Genomic DNA, 19,357 nt, shown 5'->3' with positions numbered 1-19,357 from the left:
CCACACCGAGGCCGGCCTCGCCGCCACGCCTGACCACCGCGGCCGATGTCGTCCGAGCGACCACGCCCACGTCAGCCCCGACCGCCACGCCTGATCACCGCGCCCAGTGTCGCCTGATCGACCACACTCGACACCGGCCCCGGCCGCCCCACCCGCAGCCACTCAGCTCAGCGGCTTCAGCTCCACCCGGCGCCCCTCCGCCGACGACGTCAACCCGGCCTCGGCGAGCTGCAGCCCCCGCGCGGCCGAGAAGAAGTCGTACCGGTGTTGCCGCCCCGCGACCACGTCCCGCACGAACTCCTCCCACTGCGCCTTGAAGCCGTTGTCGAACTCGGCGTTGTCCGGCACTTCCTGCCACTGGTCGCGGAACGGCTCGGTCGCGGGCAGGTCCGGGTTCCACACCGGCTTCGGCGTCGCCGAGCGGTGCTGGACGCGGCAGCGCCGCAGCCCGGCGACCGCGCTGCCCTCGGTGCCGTCGACCTGGAACTCGACCAGTTCGTCGCGGAAGACCCGCGTCGACCACGACGAGTTGATCTGCGCGATCGCTCCCGACTCCAGCTCGAAGATCCCGTACGCGGCGTCGTCCGCCGTAGCCGCGTACGCCTCACCTTGCTCGTCCCAGCGGCGAGGGATGTGCGTCACCGCCCTGGCCGTCACCGCCGAAACGCGGCCGAAGAGGTTCTCCAGCACGTAGTTCCAGTGGCAGAACATGTCGAGCACGATCCCGCCGCCGTCCTCGGCGCGGTAGTTCCAGCTCGGGCGCTGTGCCTCCTGCCAGTCGCCCTCGAACACCCAGTAGCCGAACTCGCCGCGCACCGACAGGACCCGGCCGAAGAACCCGCCGTCGACCAGTCGCCGGAGCTTGAGCAGCCCGGGCAGGAACAGCTTGTCGTGGACGACGCCGTGACAAATCCCGGCGTCGTGCGCGAGCGCGGCCAACTCCAGCGCCGACGTCAGTTTTTCGGCAAGGGGCTTCTCGGCGTAGACGTGCTTGCCCGCGGCGATCGCCGCGCGCACCGACGGTTCCCGCGCCGACGTCAGCTGCGCGTCGAAGTAGATGTCGACGTCCTGCAGCGCCGAGCCGGCGTCGGTGGTCCACGCCGTCAGGCCGTGCCGGTCGGCGAGGTCCTTGAGCTTCGCGGCGTTGCGCCCGGCGAGGATCGGCTCGAGCTGCACGCGGCTGCCGTCCGGCAGGGTGACGCCGCCCTGGTCGCGGATCGCCAGGACCGACCGGAGCAGGTGCTGCCGGTAGCCCATCCGGCCCGTCACCCCGTTGAGCAGCACTCCGATGCTGGACTGGTTCATCACGGCAAGCCTTCCTGGTCGAGCGGGATGTCGTATTCGGCGCGACGGCCGCACATGCCGTAGCCGTCCGGGTTCGACGGCGTCGCCACCCGGACGCCGGACTGGTCGAGGTGGCTCCCGTCGCCGTCGGCGAGGGCCTGGAGGTGCGCACCGGTCAGCTCGGCGGCCTTAAGCGCCCCGGCGCGCCAGCGCGGTACCCACTCTGCGACCTTCGGCGCGACGAGCGCGACGGCCACCCGGTGAAAAGTCCGCAGCGGCTCGGGGTCGCCGTCCAGCAGCGCGTCGCGCAGCGGCAGGTACCCGCGAACGGCCAGGTCACGGCGTCGCCGCGCGCCGTGGTCGGTTTTCGGCGGTGCCGCGGCCTCGGCGTACGCCGCCGCATCGGCGAGCACCTCGGGCGGAAAAGTGAACACGGCGTCCCCCGCCTCCGGCAGCCCGCTGTTCTGCATGAGGACCGTGACGCGCAGGTCGTCGTCCTGCACCATCCGGTGCACGGTGCCGGGCGCGAACCACGCGATCACCCCGGCCTCCAGCGGCGTCTCGACATAGCCGCCGACGCTCAGGGTCTGGACGGCCCCGCGCCCCCCGGTGACGACGTAGGCCTCCGTGCAGGCGAGGTGAATGTGCGGACTGCCACCGCAGACGCCGTCCTCGGCCGTCCAGTCGTAGGCGCGCAGGTGCGAGACGCCGATGCCACCCGGTAGCGGAAATTCGTTCATGACCATCCGTGCCCGTCCATGTAGCGCGTCACCCGGTCGCGGTCCCAGGCGCCGTCAGCGACGACGATCCGGTAGCGGTAGGTGAAGCTTTCGTCCGGCGGCAGGGCGAATTCCTCGAAGAACGCCCACGAGAAGGCCACCATGGGCGTGTCCTGGGAACGGACGAACCAGTGCGACTCGTGGATGGCCTTGTCGTTTTCGGGAGCATGGGCGAACAGGAGCGTCGAATGCGCGTCGACGTCGTCGTGCTCGCCGACGAACGCGAGCCACGGCGCCTGCGCGCCCATCATTCCGTCGCCTTCGAGGTCACCGGGCCCGAGGACCCGGCCGCCGCCGAAGTCCCGCGGACCCCGCCAGTGCAGGCCGGTGTACCCGGCCAGTTCGCGGCCGGCCGTGGTCGGGCTGCCGAACACGAGCGGCTCGTCGCGGATGTTGGTCAGCTCGATCCCCCAGTCGAGCGCCCAGGCCCCCTCGGCCGGCTCGACCGAGTGGACGACGATGTCGCGCCGCTCCCGCGCCCACTCGTCGCCACCGTTGGCGACCCAGGTGAGCGCTTCGGTGAAACTCAGCCGATCGGGCTCGACGGTGAAGGCGGTGAACCCGTCGTGCCGCATCGAGCCGATGCGGTCGGGCAGGTCCTGGTACCAGTCGCCGGGGACGTAGGTGTGGCCGCCCCAGAAGTTCTGGCCGGACAGGTGGCTGGACGTCATCTGCAGGCCCTTGTGCCACCGGTGGTCGGCCGGCCGGTACCCGCTGACGTGCCGCCCGCCGAGGGTGCGCAGCGGGTGGGCGTAGGGCTTGCGCGCCTCGAAGGCGACCGGGTCGGGCTTGTACACATAGGACATCAGCTGGACCCCGCCGGCCTCGACGGAGACGCGTTCGCCGTGCCGGTGGGTCACCGTGATCGCGGCGCTCACGCGGGGGTCCCGGCCATCGAAAGGTAGAAGGCGTCGCCGGGCCCGATCTCCCCACGCCGCACGCCGACCCCGGTGGACGCCGACTTGTACAGAGCGGCGACGAGTTCCAGCACCTGCCGCCCGTCATCCCCGCTGCACGGCGGCCGCCGCCCGGCCCGGTAGGCGTCGAGGATCGGCGTGAAGGCGGCAGCGTGCGAGCTGTCGACGTCGGCGGCCGGGGTGAGCCAGCGTTCGACGGTCTCCCCGTCTACGTGCGGCGCCGGCGTGTAGTGCCAGTCCTTGACGCCGTAGCCGTAGAGGTGAGTGAGCTCCACGGTGGCACGTTCGCAGTCGATCCGGACCCGGCTGACCTCGTCCGGCGAGAGGACGCTGTTGACGACGGTGGCCAAGGCCCCGGACTCGAACCGGACGAGCGCGGTGGAGACGTCTTCGGTCTCGACGTCGTGCACGAGCCGCGCGGTCATGGCGCGCACCTCGGCCCAGTCGCCGAGCAGGTGGAGCAGCAGATCCATCTGGTGGATGCCGTGCCCCATGGCCGGCCCACCACCCTCGGTCTCCCAGCGCCCACGCCACGGCACGGCGTAGTAGGCGGCATCGCGGTACCAGGTGGTCTGGCAGTGCGCGACGAGCGGACGGCCGAGCTCCCCATCCGCGAGCAGGCGCCGGAAGTGCGCGGCGGCCGAGCCGGACCGCTGCTGGTAGACGAAGGCCGCGTACGGACCACCGTCCCGTTCGGCATCGGTCATTTCGTCGTATTCGGCGAGGGACCGACATGGCGGCTTCTCGCACCACACCCAGGCGCCGCTCTCGAGGGCCTGCTTCGTCTGCTCGACGTGCAGGCTCGGCGGCGTGCAGATCGAGACGAGGTCGGGCTGCTGTTCGGCGAGGAGGGTGCCAAAGTCGCGATAAGGCCGGGCGTGTTCGGTTCCCGCACAGAACGCGGCGACCCGGGCCTCATCGACGTCGACGGCGGCCACGACGTCGACGTCCTCGCGATGGGCCCGGTAGGCAGCGCGGTGGCTGTCCGCGATGGCCCCGGTTCCGACGACGGCGACCCGTAAGCGCTTTCCCTCGGCCAACAAGATCTCCTTCCTCGGCTTCGGCGCCCGTCCGGCGCCGGCAGACGCCATCCGCATGCCAACGGGCGCGCGGCCCCCTGGTACTGGCCCGCACCTCTCCGACCGTTCCAGAAAGCGCTTTCTCACGCAACGGCCGCCACTGATGACAACGTTGTCAGCAGCGCCGATCAACCGGACGGACGACTCCGGCACCCCGTCGGGAATTCACCAAAGTCAAGAACCTTGCCGAACCGCGCAAGGTCGCGACGAGCACCGCGCTGGGCGACTCCCCGCTCCGGAAGACGGGCTGGGCGACTTCCGGCCCAGACGAGCGCCGTGCTTGGCCGGGCTTCCGGCCCAGACGAGCGCCGAGCTGGCCGACTCCCCTTGCTACGCCGGCGCCCGGGCGGCGAGCGACACCCCACCCACCACCGGCGGAGGATCAGCGGCTCTTGCTCCGAGCCTTCCGCGGCTGCCGACCTTCGGCGCGCATCGCCCGCACGTCCAGAAAAGCGACCACGACGGACACGAGCCCGGCGAACAGCCCGAGGAACCGCCCGAGGCCGGCCCCGATGGTGATCCCGGCCGCGTCGAAGATGCCACGCTGGTCGGCATCGAACTCCCAGTCGAGGGTCAGCCAGCCGATCACCATCAACAGCAGCGACGCCGCCGCGACCACCAGCCACAGGTGCGGCAGGCCGCTGACCCGCAGGTTCCGGATCCGCCCGAAAACGACCACGACCAGACCGGCCAGCAGCAACGGCAGCGGCGGGCACCAGGCGAAGAAGCTCGAGTCCCAGGCGTTGCGGACGACGTCACCGTGCGGCAGCTGGTCGAGGATGGTCTCGATGTCCGGCTTACCGGCGCTGAGGGTCGTCCACGGCAGGAACGTCGAACCCAGCGCGAGCAGCCCGGCCGCCAGGCCGAGCCACTCGCGCCAGGTGACGCTCTTGACGGAAAACGGCTGTGTCATGAAAACGGTCAGGAACCGACGCGCTCGATGATCAGCTCCCGGACCCGCTTGGCGTCGGCCTGCCCCTTGGTCGCCTTCATGACCGCGCCAACGATCGCCCCGGCCGCGGCGACCTTCCCGCCGCGGATCTTGTCCGCGACGTCCGGCTGCGCCGCCAGCGCTTCGTCGATCGCCGACAACAGCGCCGAGTCGTCCGAGACGACCTTCAGCCCGCGCTTCTCGACAACCTCCCGCGGCTCGCCCTCACCGGCGAGGACGCCCTGGACGACCTCCTTGGCGAGCTTGTTCGTCAGCTCACCGGACGTCACGAGCCCGATGACCTCGGCGACCTGCTTCGGCGTGATGGCCAGGTCGGTCAGCTCGACCTCGCGCGTGTTCGCCTCCTGGGCGAGGGTGTTGACCCACCAGCCGCGCGCCTCGTCCGGGGTGGCCCCGGCTTCGACCGTGGCCGCGACGAGGTCGACGGCACCGACGTTCAGCAGGTCACGCAGGGCTTCGTCGGAAAGCGACCACTCCTGCTGAATCCGCTTCCGCCGCTCCGACGGCATCTCGGGCAGAGTGCCGCGCAGCTCCTCGACCCATTCGCGCGACGGCGCGATCGGGACCAGATCGGGCTCCGGGAAGTACCGGTAATCCTCGGCGGTCTCCTTCGTCCGGCCGGCCGACGTGGTGCCGTCGGCCTCCTGGAAATGCCGCGTCTCCTGCTTGATCGAACCGCCCTCGGCGAGGATCGCCGCCTGCCGCGTCATCTCGTAGCGGACGGCGCGCTCGACGCTGCGCAGCGAGTTGACGTTCTTCGTCTCGGTGCGTGTCCCGAATTCGGTCGCGTCCTTCGTCATCAGCGAGACGTTCGCGTCGCACCGCAGCGAGCCCTGGTCCATCCGGACGTCGGACACGTCGAGCGCGCGAAGCAGGTCACGCAACGCGCTCACGTACGCCCGCGCGACCTCGGGCGCACGCTCGCCGGTGCCCTCGATCGGCTTCGTCACAATTTCGATCAACGGCACGCCGGCGCGGTTGTAGTCGAGCAGCGAGTGCTCGGCGCCGTGGATCCGGCCGGTCGCGCCACCGACGTGCAGCGACTTGCCGGTGTCCTCCTCCATGTGCGCCCGCTCGATCTCGACGCGCACGACCTCACCGTCGTCGAGCGTGACGTCGAGGTAGCCGTTGAAGGCGATCGGCTCGTCGTACTGCGACGTCTGGAAGTTCTTCGGCATGTCCGGGTAGAAGTAGTTCTTCCGGGCGAACCGGCACCACTCGGCGATGTCGCAGTTCAGCGCGAGCCCGATCCGGATGGCGCCCTCGACGGCCTTGCCGTTGACCGCCGGCAGCGCCCCGGGCAGGCCGAGGCAGGTCGGGCAGACCTTCGTGTTCGGCTCGCCGCCGAACTCGTTCGGGCAGCCGCAGAACATCTTCGTGTTCGTGTTCAGCTCGACGTGCACTTCGAGCCCGAGGACGGGGTTGAAGCGTTCGATGACGTCGGCGTAGTCCATCAACTCGGCCACGGCAGTCACTTCGTTCCTCCCAGCTCCGGGACCTTGTGGATGAGCGCCCCGCCGGCGGCGGCGTCACGGGCGGCTTCGTAGGCGGCGCCGACGCGGTAGAGCCGGTCGTCGGCGAGCGCAGGGGCCATGATCTGCAGCCCGACCGGCAGGCCGTCGTCCTCGGAAAGACCACTCGGCACGCTCATGGCGGCGTTGCCGGCGAGGTTCGACGGGATCGTGCACAGGTCGGCGAGGTACATCGCCATCGGGTCGTCCACGCGCTCGCCGATCTTGAACGCCGTGGTCGGCGTCGTGGGCGAAACGAGGACATCGACCTTTTCGAAAGCGGCGTCGAAGTCACGCGTGATCAGCGTGCGCACCTTCTGCGCCGAGCCGTAGTAGGCGTCGTAGTAGCCGGACGACAACGCGTAGGTGCCCAGCATGATGCGCCGCTTGACCTCGGCGCCGAAGCCCTTCTCGCGGGTGAGCGACATGACCTCTTCGGCGCTGTGCGTGCCGTCGTCGGCGACGCGCAGGCCGTAGCGCATGGCGTCGAACCGCGCGAGGTTCGACGAACACTCGCTCGGCGCGATCAAGTAGTACGCGGGCAGCGCGTAGACGAAATGCGGACACGACACTTCGACCACTTCGGCACCGAGCGCGCGCAGCTGCTCGACCGCGGCCTGGAACGACCGCTCCACGCCCGGCTGGTAGCCGTCGCCGCCGAACTCCTTCACGACGCCGACCTTGACGCCCTTGAGGTCACCGGTCATGCCCTGCCGGGCGGCGGCGACCACCGGCGGCACCGGCGCGTCGATGGACGTCGAGTCCCGCGGGTCGTACCCGGCGATGACCTCGTGCAGCAGGGCGGCGTCGAGCACCGTCCGCGCGCAGGGCCCGGCCTGGTCGAGCGAGGACGAAAAAGCGACAAGGCCGTAGCGGGAGACGCCACCGTAGGTCGGCTTCACCCCGACGGTCCCGGTGACGGACCCGGGCTGCCGGATCGACCCACCGGTGTCGGTGCCGATGGCGATGGCCGCTTCGAAGGCCGCGATCGACGCCGACGAACCGCCGCCCGAGCCGCCCGGGATGCGGGCGTGGTCCCACGGGTTGTGCGTCGGGCCGTACGCCGAGTTCTCGGTCGAGGACCCCATGGCGAACTCGTCCATGTTCGTCTTGCCGAGAATCACGACACCGGCTTCGCGCAGCTTGCGGGTCACCGTCGCGTCGTACGGCGGGATCCAGCCTTCGAGCGTTTTCGAACCACAGGTCGTCGGCACGCCCTCGGTGGTGAGGACGTCCTTGAGCGCGAGCGGCACGCCGGCCAGCGGCGACGCGGGCGCGTTGCCGTCGGCGAGGCCCTCGTCGACGGCCTTGGCCGCGGCCAGCGCGCCCTCGGTGTCGACGTGCAGGAACGCGTGGATGTGGTCGTCGACCTCGGCGATCCGGTCCAGGTGGGCCTGTGTGACCTCGACCGCGGACACCTCGCGCGCGTGGATCTTCTCCGCCAGCTCCGCGGCGGTCAGCTTGACGATCTCGGTCACTGCTCTTCCCCCAGAATCCGCGGCACCCGGAAACGCCCGTCCTCGGCGGCCGGCGCACCGGCCAGCGCCTGCTGCTGCGAGAGCCCGGGGACGACGGCGTCCTGTCGGAAGACGTTCGTCAGCGGCACGGCGTGCGAGGTGGGCGGCACGTCGTCGGCGGCGACCTCGCTCACCTTGGCCACCGAGTCCAGGATCTGGTCGAGCTGGCCGGCGAAGACGTTGAGCTCGTCATCGGTCACGGCCAGCCTGGCCAGCTTCGCGAGGTGCGCGACCTCGTCTCGGGAAATGTTGGGCACGCGGGTGACTCCCGGGTTGTGCTGTGCGGGTTGTCTCGGAAGCTGCAAGTCTATGGTGGCGGCGCGGGCGGACTCGACTGGGTTACGCCCGGCGCAGGCAGGCTGCCGTCCGGCGACGCTCGCATCCCGCCCGGCGGACAGCAGGTCCCGCGGGCCGGGTGGGTCTGTCACAATCGGCGACCGGCATCGAGCGTCCCACGGCAAGGCTGGGACGCCAGAGGTGAGAGGGGCGCGTGGTGTCGTTCCTGATCCGGGTCCTCCTTCCGGACAGCCCGGGGACCCTCGGCGCGGTCGCCACGGCGCTCGGCACGGTAGGCGCCGACATCCTCAGCGTGGACGTCGTCGAGCGCGGCAGCGGAGTCGCCGTCGACGACCTGGTGGTCGAGCTGCCATCGGGCCGCCTGCCCGACGCGCTCATCACGGCGGCGGAGAGCGTCGAAGGCGTCGAAGTGGACGCCGTCCGTCCCTACGCGGGCGTCCTCGACACGCACCGTGAGCTCGAACTGGTCGAAGAAATCGCGGCGCAGCCGAAGTCCGGCCTCGACATCCTCGCCGAGGGCGTCCCACGCATCGTGCGCGCGGGCTGGGCGATGATCGTCGAGCACTCCGAGACGGGCGCGGTCCGCCTGGCTTCGTCGAGCGCAGCCCCGGAGACCCCGATCACGGACCTGCCCTGGCTGCCGCTCGAGCGCGCGACCGTCCTCGACAGCGAGGACGCCTGGATCCCGGAGACGTGGAAGGAACTCGGCACCGAGCTGGCGGCGACCCCGCTCGGCAAACCGGGCAAGGCCCTGCTCGTCGCCCGCCCGGGCGGGCCGAACTTCCGCGCTGCCGAGGTCGCCCGCCTGGCCCACCTAGCCGGCATCGTCGCGGTCGTCCTCGACGGCTAGCGCGAGCCGCGACACGTGGTCGGAAAAGGGACGGCCCTGCGCGGGCTCGTCCCTTTTCGACCACGCCCAGGTCAGACGTCGATCTGGTAGGCGATCAGCGTCACGTGCGGGAACGGTCGCCAGTCCCTTTCGGCCAGGCGTGCGAACCCGAGACGCTCGTAGAGCCGGTGCGCGCTGTGCATCCGGTCGAGACTGCTCAGCACGACCTTGCCGAGCCCGAGCGCTCGGGCACGGTCGAACACCGCCCCGACCAAGGCGTCGCCGACCCCACGCCCGCGCGCCGACGGCGCCACCGCCAGCATCCGGAACTCAAGCTCGCCCGGCCGCGAGATCTCGGCGTATTCGGACCCCGGCTGCACGATGGTCACCGTGCCGACCACGTCTCCCGCCCGGTCCACGGCGACAAGGACCTCAGCCGCTTCGACCCGCCGCGCGACATCGCGCAGCATCGCGTCGTAACCGACGTCGTCGGCCAGGTGACCATCGGCTTGGTACGCCAGCACCGTGACCTCTCCCGCCGCGGCATACTCCTCGGGCCGCGGCGGCCGGATCTCGACGTCACCCATCCGTCTCCCCGGATTCCCCCTCGGCGGTCTCGTCGCCGGCCGGCAGCGCCACCTCCTGCGCCGCCTCGGGCCCCTGCTCCAGTAGGACGCGGAAACCGGCTTCGTCCAGCACCGGCACCTTCAGCTGCACCGCCTTGTCGTATTTCGAACCAGGCGAATCCCCGACGACGACGAACGCGGTCTTCTTCGACACCGACCCGGCGGCCTTCCCGCCGCGAGCCATGATGACTTCCTTGGCCTCGTCGCGGGAGAACCCGTCGAGCGAGCCGGTCACGACGATCGACAGGCCTTCGAGGTTGCGTGGGATCGAGTTGTCGCGCTCCTCCTCCATCCGCACCCCGGCGCGTCGCCACTTTTCGACGATCTCCCGGTGCCAGCCGACCTCGAACCACTCCTGCGTCGCGCGGGCAATGGTCGGGCCGACGCCGTCCACATCCGCGAGCTCTTCCTCGGTCGCCTGCTCAATGCGCTCGATCGAGCCGAACTCCCGCGCCAGCGCCTGCGCCGCGGTCGGCCCGACGTGCCGGATCGACAAAGCGACCAGCACCTTCCACAGCGGCCGGTCCTTCGCCACGTCCAGATTGGCGAGCAGCTTTCGTGCGTTTGCCGACAACTCGCCGGCTTTGGTGCGGAAGAGCTCGACCTCGGCGAGGCTGTCCTCGTCGAGGTCGAAGACGTCCCCCTCGTCGGCGATCACCCGCGCGTCGAGCAACGCGGCCGCCGCCTCGTACCCGAGGACCTCGATGTCGAAGGCACCGCGACCGGCCAGGCTGAACAGACGCTCCCGCAGCTGCGCGGGGCAGAAACGGCTGTTCGGGCAGCGGATATCCTTGTCGCCTTCCTTCTGGTAGGCGAGCTCTGTCCCGCAGGCCGGGCAATGGCTGGGCATGACGAACTCGCGCTCGTCCCCCGTCCGGGCGTCCACCACCGGCCCGAGCACCTCGGGGATGACGTCGCCGGCCTTCCGGATGACGATCCGGTCGCCGATCAGCACGCCCTTGCGCTTGACCTCTTCCTGGTTGTGCAGGGTGGCCCGCGCGACGGTCGACCCCGCGACCTTGACCGGCTCGGTGACGGCGAACGGGGTCACCCGCCCGGTCCGCCCGACGTTCACCTGGATGTCCAGCAGCGTCGTGATGGCTTCTTCGGGCGGGTACTTGTACGCGATCGCCCACCGCGGCGCGCGCGACGTCGTGCCGAGCCGGCGCTGCAACGCCACCCTGTCGACCTTGATGACCACGCCGTCGATCTCGTGCTCGGCGTCGTGCCGATGTTCACCCCAGTAGGTGATGTGTGCGGTGAGCTCGTCCGCCGAAGTCAGGACCTTGCTGTGCGGCGACACCGGCAGACCCCACGCCGCCAGCGCGTCATACGCCTCCGACTGACGCTGGGGTTCGAAGCCGTCGCGCTTGCCCAATCCGTGGCAAATGAGCCGCAGCCGCCGCTCGCGCGTGATCTTCGGGTCCTTCTGCCGCAACGAGCCGGCCGCGGTGTTGCGCGGATTCGCGTACGGCGGCTTCCCCGCCTCGACCATCTTCGCGTTCAGCTCAAGGAAGTCCTCGACGCGGAAGTAGACCTCGCCGCGCACCTCGACGAGGGCGGGCACCGGGAACTGGTCGGTTGCGGTCAGGATCTCCGGGACCTGGTCGAGCGTGCGGACGTTGAGCGTGACGTCCTCGCCCGTCCGGCCGTCGCCGCGGGTGAGGGCCCGGGTGAGGTGGCCGTTTTCGTACAAGAGGTTGATCGCCAGGCCGTCGATCTTCAGCTCGGCCAGAAACTCGGTATGCCCGACCTCCTTTTCGACGCGCTCCACCCAGGTCAGGAACTCCTCGGGATCGAACACGTTGTCCAGGCTCAACATGCGCTCGAGGTGGTCGTACGCGGTGAACTCGGTCGAGAACGTGCCCCCGACCCGCTGGGTCGGCGAATCGGGCGTGACCAGCCCGGGGTATTCGTCCTCGAGTTGCTGCAGTTCGCCCAGCAGCTCGTCGAACTGCCCGTCGGAGACGATCGGCGAGTCCAGGACGTAGTAGCGGAACTGGTGGTTGCGCAGTTCCTCGGCGAGAGCGCCGTGCCGCTCACGCACGCCGGCCGGGACGTCGGTCACGTCCTCGGCGTTCTGGTCCTGGGGGAGTTCGGTGCTGCTCACGGGTGGTAACCCTAGTCGGCGGTACCGACATTTTCGCCGTGGTCGCTGCCCAGTCCGCGGACCAGTTCACGGAACTCCAGAAGGGTGATCGCCCCGGCCGGCTCGGCCTCCGCGGTCTCGACGCGGCGTAACCGTTCGGCGGCCAGCCGTTCACCCAATGTCGCATCGAGGGGCAGGAAGGTCATGGTCTGCCGGGTGACGTCGTCGAGGTCACCGAACCCGGGGTGGAAGACGGCGACGTCGACCACCTGCTCGTCGTCGTCCACCTGCGCGACGACGCGGACATCGGCCAGCGCGATCCGGCACTCCCCAAGGTTCACCGTGACCTCGGTCGGATCGGGCACGGGCGGAACCGAGTCGTGGTACTCCCAGATCGCGTCGTCCGGCGGCGCGGCGGCGCGCCAGGCATCGGTGAACGGCCGCACCGCCGGGTCCTCCTGACCGGTCACGACCAGGGCGTAGATCGCTTGACGACCACGCTCGAGGGAGAAGTGCAGCCGCGGGTGGAGCGCTTCGACCAGCTGGCAGAGCTCGTGCTCGACCCGGTGCAGCTCCCCCTCGCCCAGCGCCGCGCTGACCATCGGCAGCAGTTCGAACCAGCCGTGCCAGAACGCCTCGGCGGCCGCCGCCGGGTCCTCCGGCACGGGCTGCTCGGGCCACGAGGTACGCGGGTCGGGCGGATCGGCGGTGGTGTTCTTGCGGCGGAACAGGCGCATGGCTACGGGTGATCCTCGTTTGGTCGGCTTCTCGACACGCTACTGGGCGCCCGGAACGGACGTCGGCGAGTTGCCGGAATCCGTCACCAGCCTTCGGGCGGCTCGACGAAGGCTTTGCCGAGATCACGCGTCAGCGAGAGGGCCCGGCGCATCCACTCCGGCGTCGCGCCGGCAAGGCCGCAGGCGGGAGTCGGCACCGCCCGTTCGGCGAGGACGCTGCGGTTGAAGCCGAGCCGATCGGCCAGGCGGAAGGCCGGCTCGCCGACGTCCTTCAGGCTCGGCGAAGCGCCGGGAGCCGTTGTCGGAACCGCGCCGAGGAACAGTGTCGCGCCCCCGTCCCACACTTCGCCGATCTCGTCGAGGAACGCAGCAGAGGCACCGTCGAGGGCGGCCAGGTCGAAGGCCAGCGCGTCCGCGCCGGCCTCACGCAGCAGGCCAAGCGGCGGTTTCGCGGCGCAGCAGTGCAGGACCACCGCCTGGCCGGTGATCCGCCGGGCGCCGTCGATCACGGTGGTGAGCAGCTGGCGCACCTCGGGTGCCGGCACGGCCGAGACGTTCCCGTAGCCGGACGGCGTCGACAGGCCACCGGCCAGCACCGCGGGCAACGACGGCTCGTCGAATTGGACGACCACCGGCGCGCCGGTCCTGGCCTGGACTTCCGCGACGTGGTCGGCGAGGCCGTCCAGCAGGGACGACGTGAAGTCTCGCAAGGCGTCGTGGTCGGTGAGCACCCGATGGCCCCGCGGAAGCTCGATCCCGGCGCCGAGCGTCCACGGTCCCGCCAGCTGGATCTTGAAAACCGGCGGCGTCACCCCGGCCTTCTCCCGCGCTTCCTGCACGGCGTCGAGGTCCCAGCGAAGCAGGTCGACGGCCCGGCGGTGCTCGTGTCCGGGCCGGGATGCGACGCGGTAGCCGCTCGGCACGACGTCGACGGCCAGGTCGACGAGCAGCGCGGCGGTCCGGCCGAGCATGTCCGCCCCGACGCCGCGGCCCGGCAGCTCGGGCAGGTGCGGGAAGTCGGGCAGCTCGCCGAACACGACCGCCGCCGCTTCGGCGGGGTCGGTGCCCGGCATCGAGCCGATCGCCGTCGCGGCCCCGACGGGCCAGATTCGCTCGCTCACGACGACCGATTCTCGCCGACCACCGACCGCCTGCGCCGACCGGGCTGGCGTACCGAATGGCCAGGATGCGGACATTCACCGCATATCCGCTGATCGACGCCATGAGCGGGTTCGCAACGATAGGCTGACCGGCCATGACGAGTTCGCCACCGCAGCCGGGCTGGTACCCCGACGCGCGGGACCCCCGTCTGCATCGTTGGTGGGACGGCCAGGCCTGGACCGCCGACACCCGGCCCGCCTACCACGCCCCGCCGCCGAGCGATTCCGAGCCGATCGAGCTGGACATCGAGCGCGCCCACGACCCGGCCCGGATCCAGAACCAGGTCAATCGGGCGACACGCGGCCGAGGCAGCGCGCGCAGCGGGGGCGGGACGCTGTTCAGCGAGCCGGTCCTGGTGGTCAACCAGCGCGCGAAGCTCATCGAGATGGCCAACGAGTTCGGTGTCTTCGACCAGAACGGCAACCGGCTCGGCGGGGTCGTCGAGGTGGGCCAGAGCACGCTCAAGAAGGCGATCCGGCTGCTGACCAACTACGACCAGTTCCTGACGCACAAGTTCGAGGTCCGCGACGCCAACCACAGCACCGTGCTCAAGGTGACCCGGCCGGCGAAGGTGTTCAAGTCGCGGTTCCTCGTCACCAGGGCCGACGAGACCCCGATCGGCGAGATCGTCCAGGAGAACGTGTTCGGGAAGATCCGGTTCGGCTTCGTCGTCGACGGCCGGTCGGTCGGCGGGATCTTCGCGGAGAACTGGCGCGCCTGGAACTTCTCGATCCGCGACCACGCCGGCACCGAGGTCGCCCGGGTGACCAAGACCTGGGGCGGATTCCTCAAAGCCGCCTTCACCACGGCCGACAACTACGTCGTAGAGATCCCGAACCCGCTGGCGGACCCGCTCGCCAGCATGGTTGTCGCTGCGGCCCTGACGATCGACACCGCTCTGAAGCAGGACACCGACTGATCGAGTGACCGGCGTCTCAGCTTCGCCAGGTGGACAGCGGGCCCGGCACGGCTCAGGGTGAATGAAGGCCGGGACGCCGCAGTCTCGCCGGGACGGAGGTCACCGTGGAACCGTTGCCGGAAAGCAGCGACAGGAACTGGACCGAGCCCGGAATCTACGAGGTCTCGACCGGCGTCTACCGGATCCCATTGCCCCTGCCCAACGACGCGCTGCGCGCGGTCAACGTCTACGCGGTCACCGACGGCGAGAAGCTGGTCATGGTCGACTCGGGCTGGGCGCTGACCGTGGCCCGCCAACAGCTCGCGTCCGCTCTCGGCGGGATCGGCGCCGAACTGGCCGACGTCAGCGAGTTCCTGGTCACCCACGTGCATCGCGACCACTACTCGCAGGCGGTGGTCCTGCGTCGCGATTTCGGCTCGAAGATCGCCCTCGGCCAGGACGAAGAGCCATCGCTCAAGGCATCGAACAACCCCGACCGGCTGCCGATGGAGGCCCAGGTCGACCTCTTGTTCCAGGCCGGAGCGGGCGAGGTCGTGGAAGCTCTGGCTCGGGAGTTCGGCACGGACCGCCGGCATACCGAAGCCGACCTCTGGGAAGCTCCCGACGAATGGCTGACACCGGGCCCGCGGCCGATCTTGCCCGGCCGCGAGTTCGACGTCGTCGCCACTCCGGGACACACCGCCGGGCACGTCGTCTTCGTCGACGACACCGCCGACCTGCTGTTCTCCGGCGACCACGTACTGCCGCACATCACGCCCTCGATCGGGTTCCAGCCCGTCCCCGCCGAGTTGCCGCTCAACGACTTCATCGACTCGCTCCGCCTGGTGCGCGCGATGCCGGACCGCCGCATGCTTCCCGCGCACGGCCCCGTGTCCGAAAGCGTGCACACGCGCGTCGACGAACTGCTGGAACACCATCGACAGCGCCTCGAGACGATCGGCGTCCAAATTGCGGCCGGCGCGACCAGCGCGTACGAAGCGGCACACCGGATCGGCTGGACCCGCCGCAACCGCAAACTGTCCGAAATGGACTCGTTCAATCGGATGCTCGCAGTGCTCGAGACAGCGGCGCACCTCGACCTCCTGGTCTCTCAAAGCAAACTGAACGCCCAAGTCGTCGACGGGGTTCGGCGCTACACACTGCCCTGACGAGCATGCACCCAGCACGGCGGGTAGCCACGTCGTAGCAGTTATGTCCGCCGGCGAGCCTCCTGCATACTGGATTAAATGGATGTCATCAGACGCGCTCGGCCCACCGACATCGAGGCGCTCGTGCGCCTGTTCGGCGCTCCGGGCGAACCGCTGGCAGCCGCCCTACGGGAGCTCTCGAACGACCCGAACGTCACGCTGGTCGTCGCAGAGGACGACAACGGCGTTGCCGGCACCGCACAGCTGACGATGCTGCGCGGTCTCGCTTGGGAAGGCGCGCCTCGCGGCCTGCTCGAAGGCGTCCGCGCCGCCCGGCGCGGAGTGACAAGTGCACTCCTGACCTGGGGAATTGACGAAGCTCGCCGACGCGGATGCACACGCATCCACCTCGACTCCGGCCTCAACCGCGGCGACCTGCGGGATTTCTACGCACGCTTCGGATTCGAGTACAGCTACCAAGGATTCACCCGCGTCCTGTGATACTGGCGCCGTGACCGACTACACCATCCGCAGGGCACAGCGTGACGACGTTGGCGCGATCGTGCGGATGCTGGCGGACGACCAGCTCGGCGCCACCCGGGACGACCCCAGCGACCTCGAGCCTTACCTGCACGCCTTCGACGACATCGACGTCGATCCGAATCAGCTCTTGGTGGTAGTCGCGTCCGGCGACGAGCCGGTCGGCACCTTGCAGCTGACGATCATCCCCGGTTTGGCTCGGCGCGGCGCGCTGCGTGGTCAGATCGAAGCCGTGCGGATCCACGCCGGCCATCGCGGCTCGGGACTGGGCGCCGACCTCGTGCGCTGGGCGATCGACGAGTCGAGGCGGCGCGGGTGCGCACTCGTGCAGCTCACGTCGGACGTCTCCAGAACGGATGCGCACCGATTCTACGAGCGCCTCGGATTCACCCCCAGCCACACGGGATTCAAGCTCAAGTTCTGAGCTGCAACGCCAACGAAAGGCGACAAGTCTTCAACTGTCCTTTTCGGATACATAATCCTTTCGAGTGAACAACGCCGACGTCCTCGCACGCGAGGATCCCGAAACAATCGCGATAAGTCAAGCAAAGGGCGCGAATGGACCGTTCGCGCCCTTTTGATGACTTTCATCGTCCGCCGTCGTACGGTCGGAGCTATGACGTCTTCACAGCCAGTCCGCCAACTCGTTCCTTCGACGACCACTCAGGGCGCCGACGACGAACTTCCGTTGAGCCTGCGAACCTTCCGCGCCGACCCGAACTCGTTGCAGCAGATGGAAGACGACCACGTCGTCGATCTGATTCGCGACGCCGAAGCGGAAATCTCGAAGCTGCAGGCACTTCAGCTGAGAGCGATCGCAGATCTGAGTGTGCGCCGGAGACAGGCGCAGAGCGCGTCGTCTGAAGTAGCGTTGGCCTTGTCCATCACGGAACACCGCGCCAGTGCCATAGTTTCCGCGGCCAAGGCGCTGATCGCCCGGCTTCCCCGCATGCTCAGCCTCATGGACGACGGCCGGCTTGACCTCTATCGCGCCATGAAGGTCACCGATGCGACGTCATGGCTTTCGGGAGATCACGTGCGGGTCGTCGACGCGACGCTCGAGGACCGGGTCGCGGGGCGGAACGCGACTCAGGTGCGCCGGGCCGCGGCCTACGCAGCAGCGAAAGTCGATCCCGAGGGTGCAGCGCTCCGGACCGAACGGAAGCTCGTCGAGCGGCGGTTAACCCTGCATCACCAGGACACCGGCGTGACCAATGTGTCGGTCAACAACATCCCGGCTGAGAAGGCAACCGCCGCCTACGCCCGCATCGACCAGGCAGCCCGAGCTTTGAAGACCGCAGACGAGCCGCGAACGCTGGATCAGCTCCGAGCAGATGTCGCCATCGATCTGCTGCTCAGCGGCACCGGCGGTCCGGGCGCGCGCACCGAAGTCTTCCTGCACATCGACCTGGCGACCTACCTCGGTCTCGGCCAGTCTCCGGCGACGTTGGCCGGCCGTGGGCCTATCGCGGCCGCGGTGGCGCGCCACATCATCAGCGGAGCCGACACGACACTGCGACGCGTTCTCACGGACCCGCGAACGGGTCACGCGACCGAACTGTCCCCGACCCGCTACCCGGTCCAGCAAGACGAGTTCATCCGCGTCCGCGACCAGGAGTGCCGTCAGCCCGGATGCACTCGCCCCGCGCAGAATTGCGGCGTCGAAAGGACTCGTACGAAGGGCACTACCGAAGGCGATGCCAGCCAGCCGGTTACGTACTGCGCGCGGCACCGAAGGTTGAAGGAACAGCCTGGCTGGAACTTCGAGGTCACCTCGGACGGCACCGTGAACGTCGAGACTCCAGCCGGAAATGTCCATTCGACAACGCCGCCATCGGTGCACCCAGTTCGCCAGCGTGCGCACCGGTTCTGGAAGCGGCCAGGGAAGTGAGTGACCGTCAGCGAGTGCCGGAGATCTTGGCGCTGCCCAGGACGACGTCCCCGCCTTGGGGATCGGGGCGATAGAGGACGACGACCTGGCCGGGGGCTACTCCCCGCAGTGGCTCACGCAAGTGCAGTGTCATGGTGCCGGCGTCCACGTCGGCAACCGCGTCGACGATGCCTCCGTGGGCCCGCACCTGGATCACACACTCGGTCGGTTCGGTCAACGGCCGGCCACTGGGCCAGATCGCCCGGTCAGCCTCGATCACCTTGACGCCGAGTTCGGCTACGGAGCCGACCTTGACGGATCCGGACACCGGTTCGAGCGACAGGACATACCGGGGCCGACCGTCCGGCGCGGGGGCGTCGATCCCGAGCCCCTTACGCTGCCCGACCGTGAATCCGTGCACGCCCGTGTGCCGACCGAGGACCGCACCTGTCTCGGCGTCCACGAGCTCTCCGGGACGCTGCCCCAGGCGGTTCTCCAGGAACTTCTTGGTGTCGCCGTCCGGGATGAAGCAAATGTCGTGGCTGTCCGGCTTGTTGGCAACGGACAGACCTCGTCGCTCGGCTTCGGCCCGCACGTCCGTCTTCCAGGAGTCGCCGAGGGGGAACATGGCGTGGCTCAGCTGCTCCGCGGTCAGCGAGGCGAGGACGTACGACTGGTCCTTGCCGCTGTCCGCGCTACGGCGCAACTCCGGCACACCGTCTTCCACGGAAAGCCGCGCATAGTGGCCGGTCGCGACCGCGTCGAAGCCGAGCGCCATCGCCTTCTCGAGCAGAGCTTCGAACTTGATCTTCTCGTTGCAGGTGACGCACGGATTGGGGGTACGCCCGGCGGCGTATTCGCCGACGAAGGTCTCAACGACCTCTTCGGTGAAGCGCTCGGCAAAATCCCAGATGTAGAAGGGAATCCCGAGGATGTCCGCGGCCCGTCGGGCGTCGTGGGAGTCTTCGATCGTGCAGCAACCGCGCGAGCCGGTCCGCAACGTTCCCGGTTTGGCCGACAGGGCCAGGTGCACGCCGACGACGTCGTGCCCGGCCTCGACCGCGCGCGCCGCGGCGACCGCCGAATCCACTCCTCCGCTCATCGCGGCCAAAACCCGCATTGC

Annotated in this window: 19 protein-coding genes; 6 read left to right on the top strand and 13 right to left on the bottom strand. The window is 69.5% G+C overall.

The window, feature by feature from the left end:
* Positions 1-162 precede the first annotated feature (162 nt).
* From ABZW17_RS00725 to gatC, 8 genes are all read right to left on the bottom strand, one after another.
* On the bottom strand, positions 163-1,305 hold the full coding sequence (locus ABZW17_RS00725; protein ID WP_354808218.1) for a Gfo/Idh/MocA family oxidoreductase: 1,143 nt from the start codon (positions 1,303-1,305) through the stop codon (positions 163-165).
* The gene (locus tag ABZW17_RS00720) at positions 1,305-2,024 is read right to left on the bottom strand and encodes a cupin (protein ID WP_354808217.1); all 720 of its coding nucleotides are present in this window, start codon (positions 2,022-2,024) and stop codon (positions 1,305-1,307) included. Before ABZW17_RS00720 ends, ABZW17_RS00725 begins: the two co-directional genes overlap by 1 nt.
* The gene (locus ABZW17_RS00715; protein ID WP_354808216.1) at positions 2,021-2,941 is read right to left on the bottom strand and encodes a PmoA family protein; all 921 of its coding nucleotides are present in this window, start codon (positions 2,939-2,941) and stop codon (positions 2,021-2,023) included. The genes ABZW17_RS00720 and ABZW17_RS00715 overlap by 4 nt, the downstream gene beginning before the upstream one ends.
* Positions 2,938-4,020, bottom strand: coding sequence for a Gfo/Idh/MocA family oxidoreductase (locus tag ABZW17_RS00710; protein WP_354808215.1), 1,083 nt, complete (start codon positions 4,018-4,020; stop codon positions 2,938-2,940). The genes ABZW17_RS00715 and ABZW17_RS00710 overlap by 4 nt, the downstream gene beginning before the upstream one ends.
* 421 nt (positions 4,021-4,441) lie before the next feature.
* The gene (locus ABZW17_RS00705; protein WP_354808214.1) at positions 4,442-4,972 is read right to left on the bottom strand and encodes a hypothetical protein; all 531 of its coding nucleotides are present in this window, start codon (positions 4,970-4,972) and stop codon (positions 4,442-4,444) included.
* An 8-nt stretch (positions 4,973-4,980) separates the two neighbouring features.
* Positions 4,981-6,486, bottom strand: a complete 1,506-nt coding sequence (gene gatB / locus ABZW17_RS00700; RefSeq protein ID WP_354808213.1) for an Asp-tRNA(Asn)/Glu-tRNA(Gln) amidotransferase subunit GatB — start codon at positions 6,484-6,486, stop codon at positions 4,981-4,983.
* Positions 6,483-8,000, bottom strand: coding sequence for an Asp-tRNA(Asn)/Glu-tRNA(Gln) amidotransferase subunit GatA (gatA, locus tag ABZW17_RS00695; RefSeq protein WP_354808212.1), 1,518 nt, complete (start codon positions 7,998-8,000; stop codon positions 6,483-6,485). Before gatA ends, gatB begins: the two co-directional genes overlap by 4 nt.
* Entirely contained in the window at positions 7,997-8,296 is a 300-nt protein-coding gene (gene gatC, locus ABZW17_RS00690) for an Asp-tRNA(Asn)/Glu-tRNA(Gln) amidotransferase subunit GatC (RefSeq protein WP_354808211.1), read from the bottom strand. The genes gatA and gatC overlap by 4 nt, the downstream gene beginning before the upstream one ends.
* Positions 8,297-8,532: 236 nt before the next feature.
* Between gatC and ABZW17_RS00685 the strand changes: the two genes are divergently transcribed.
* Positions 8,533-9,186 carry an amino acid-binding protein gene (locus ABZW17_RS00685; protein WP_354808603.1) on the top strand — a complete coding sequence of 218 codons (654 nt, stop codon included), beginning with the start codon at positions 8,533-8,535 and terminating at the stop codon, positions 9,184-9,186.
* Positions 9,187-9,257: 71 nt separating this feature from the next.
* Here the strand turns inward: ABZW17_RS00685 and ABZW17_RS00680 are convergent, their stop codons facing one another.
* The 4 genes from ABZW17_RS00680 to ABZW17_RS00665 all read right to left on the bottom strand — a co-directional run bounded on the left by ABZW17_RS00680 (position 9,258) and on the right by ABZW17_RS00665 (position 13,738).
* On the bottom strand, positions 9,258-9,752 hold the full coding sequence (locus tag ABZW17_RS00680) for a GNAT family N-acetyltransferase (RefSeq protein ID WP_354808210.1): 495 nt from the start codon (positions 9,750-9,752) through the stop codon (positions 9,258-9,260).
* Positions 9,745-11,901 carry an NAD-dependent DNA ligase LigA gene (gene ligA / locus ABZW17_RS00675; RefSeq protein ID WP_354808209.1) on the bottom strand — a complete coding sequence of 719 codons (2,157 nt, stop codon included), beginning with the start codon at positions 11,899-11,901 and terminating at the stop codon, positions 9,745-9,747. Before ligA ends, ABZW17_RS00680 begins: the two co-directional genes overlap by 8 nt.
* Positions 11,902-11,912: 11 nt before the next feature.
* Positions 11,913-12,617 carry a hypothetical protein gene (locus ABZW17_RS00670; protein ID WP_354808208.1) on the bottom strand — a complete coding sequence of 235 codons (705 nt, stop codon included), beginning with the start codon at positions 12,615-12,617 and terminating at the stop codon, positions 11,913-11,915.
* A gap of 83 nt (positions 12,618-12,700) precedes the next feature.
* Positions 12,701-13,738, bottom strand: coding sequence for a methionine synthase (locus tag ABZW17_RS00665; protein WP_354808207.1), 1,038 nt, complete (start codon positions 13,736-13,738; stop codon positions 12,701-12,703).
* Between the two features lie 134 nt (positions 13,739-13,872).
* Between ABZW17_RS00665 and ABZW17_RS00660 the strand changes: the two genes are divergently transcribed.
* The 5 genes from ABZW17_RS00660 to ABZW17_RS00640 all read left to right on the top strand — a co-directional run bounded on the left by ABZW17_RS00660 (position 13,873) and on the right by ABZW17_RS00640 (position 18,255).
* A complete protein-coding gene (locus ABZW17_RS00660; protein WP_354808206.1) occupies positions 13,873-14,697 on the top strand; it encodes a phospholipid scramblase-related protein in 825 nt (274 codons plus the stop codon).
* A 104-nt stretch (positions 14,698-14,801) separates the two neighbouring features.
* A complete protein-coding gene (locus ABZW17_RS00655) occupies positions 14,802-15,845 on the top strand; it encodes an MBL fold metallo-hydrolase (protein WP_354808205.1) in 1,044 nt (347 codons plus the stop codon).
* Positions 15,846-15,923: 78 nt separating this feature from the next.
* Positions 15,924-16,325: a GNAT family N-acetyltransferase gene (locus tag ABZW17_RS00650; protein WP_354808204.1), complete on the top strand. Its 402-nt coding sequence runs from the start codon at positions 15,924-15,926 to the stop codon at positions 16,323-16,325.
* Between the two features lie 10 nt (positions 16,326-16,335).
* Complete coding sequence (locus ABZW17_RS00645) at positions 16,336-16,788, top strand: GNAT family N-acetyltransferase (RefSeq protein WP_354808203.1); 453 nt, start codon at positions 16,336-16,338, stop codon at positions 16,786-16,788.
* Positions 16,789-16,980: 192 nt separating this feature from the next.
* Positions 16,981-18,255, top strand: coding sequence for a DUF222 domain-containing protein (locus ABZW17_RS00640; RefSeq protein WP_354808202.1), 1,275 nt, complete (start codon positions 16,981-16,983; stop codon positions 18,253-18,255).
* 7 nt (positions 18,256-18,262) lie between these two features.
* On the opposite strand, the gene mnmA is transcribed toward ABZW17_RS00640, so the two are convergent.
* The gene (gene mnmA, locus ABZW17_RS00635; protein WP_354808201.1) at positions 18,263-19,354 is read right to left on the bottom strand and encodes a tRNA 2-thiouridine(34) synthase MnmA; all 1,092 of its coding nucleotides are present in this window, start codon (positions 19,352-19,354) and stop codon (positions 18,263-18,265) included.
* Positions 19,355-19,357 lie beyond the last annotated feature (3 nt).

The sequence above is a fragment of the Amycolatopsis sp. NPDC004625 genome, assembly GCF_040609695.1.
Taxonomy (GTDB): domain Bacteria; phylum Actinomycetota; class Actinomycetes; order Mycobacteriales; family Pseudonocardiaceae; genus Amycolatopsis.
This window is presented reverse-complemented; position numbering and strand designations above follow the sequence as displayed.

Excerpts from the sequence above, each read along its gene's own strand:
- ABZW17_RS00650 (WP_354808204.1), top strand. The coding sequence starts at position 15,924 with ATGGATGTCATCAGACGCGCTCGGCCCACCGACATCGAGGCGCTCGTG.
- mnmA (WP_354808201.1), bottom strand. The coding sequence starts at position 19,354 with ATGCGGGTTTTGGCCGCGATGAGCGGAGGAGTGGATTCGGCGGTCGCC.
- ABZW17_RS00705 (WP_354808214.1), bottom strand. The coding sequence starts at position 4,972 with ATGACACAGCCGTTTTCCGTCAAGAGCGTCACCTGGCGCGAGTGGCTC.
- ABZW17_RS00720 (WP_354808217.1), bottom strand. The coding sequence starts at position 2,024 with ATGAACGAATTTCCGCTACCGGGTGGCATCGGCGTCTCGCACCTGCGC.
- ABZW17_RS00670 (WP_354808208.1), bottom strand. The coding sequence starts at position 12,617 with ATGCGCCTGTTCCGCCGCAAGAACACCACCGCCGATCCGCCCGACCCG.
- ABZW17_RS00680 (WP_354808210.1), bottom strand. The coding sequence starts at position 9,752 with ATGGGTGACGTCGAGATCCGGCCGCCGCGGCCCGAGGAGTATGCCGCG.
- ABZW17_RS00660 (WP_354808206.1), top strand. The coding sequence starts at position 13,873 with ATGACGAGTTCGCCACCGCAGCCGGGCTGGTACCCCGACGCGCGGGAC.
- ABZW17_RS00725 (WP_354808218.1), bottom strand. The coding sequence starts at position 1,305 with ATGAACCAGTCCAGCATCGGAGTGCTGCTCAACGGGGTGACGGGCCGG.
- ABZW17_RS00640 (WP_354808202.1), top strand. The coding sequence starts at position 16,981 with ATGACGTCTTCACAGCCAGTCCGCCAACTCGTTCCTTCGACGACCACT.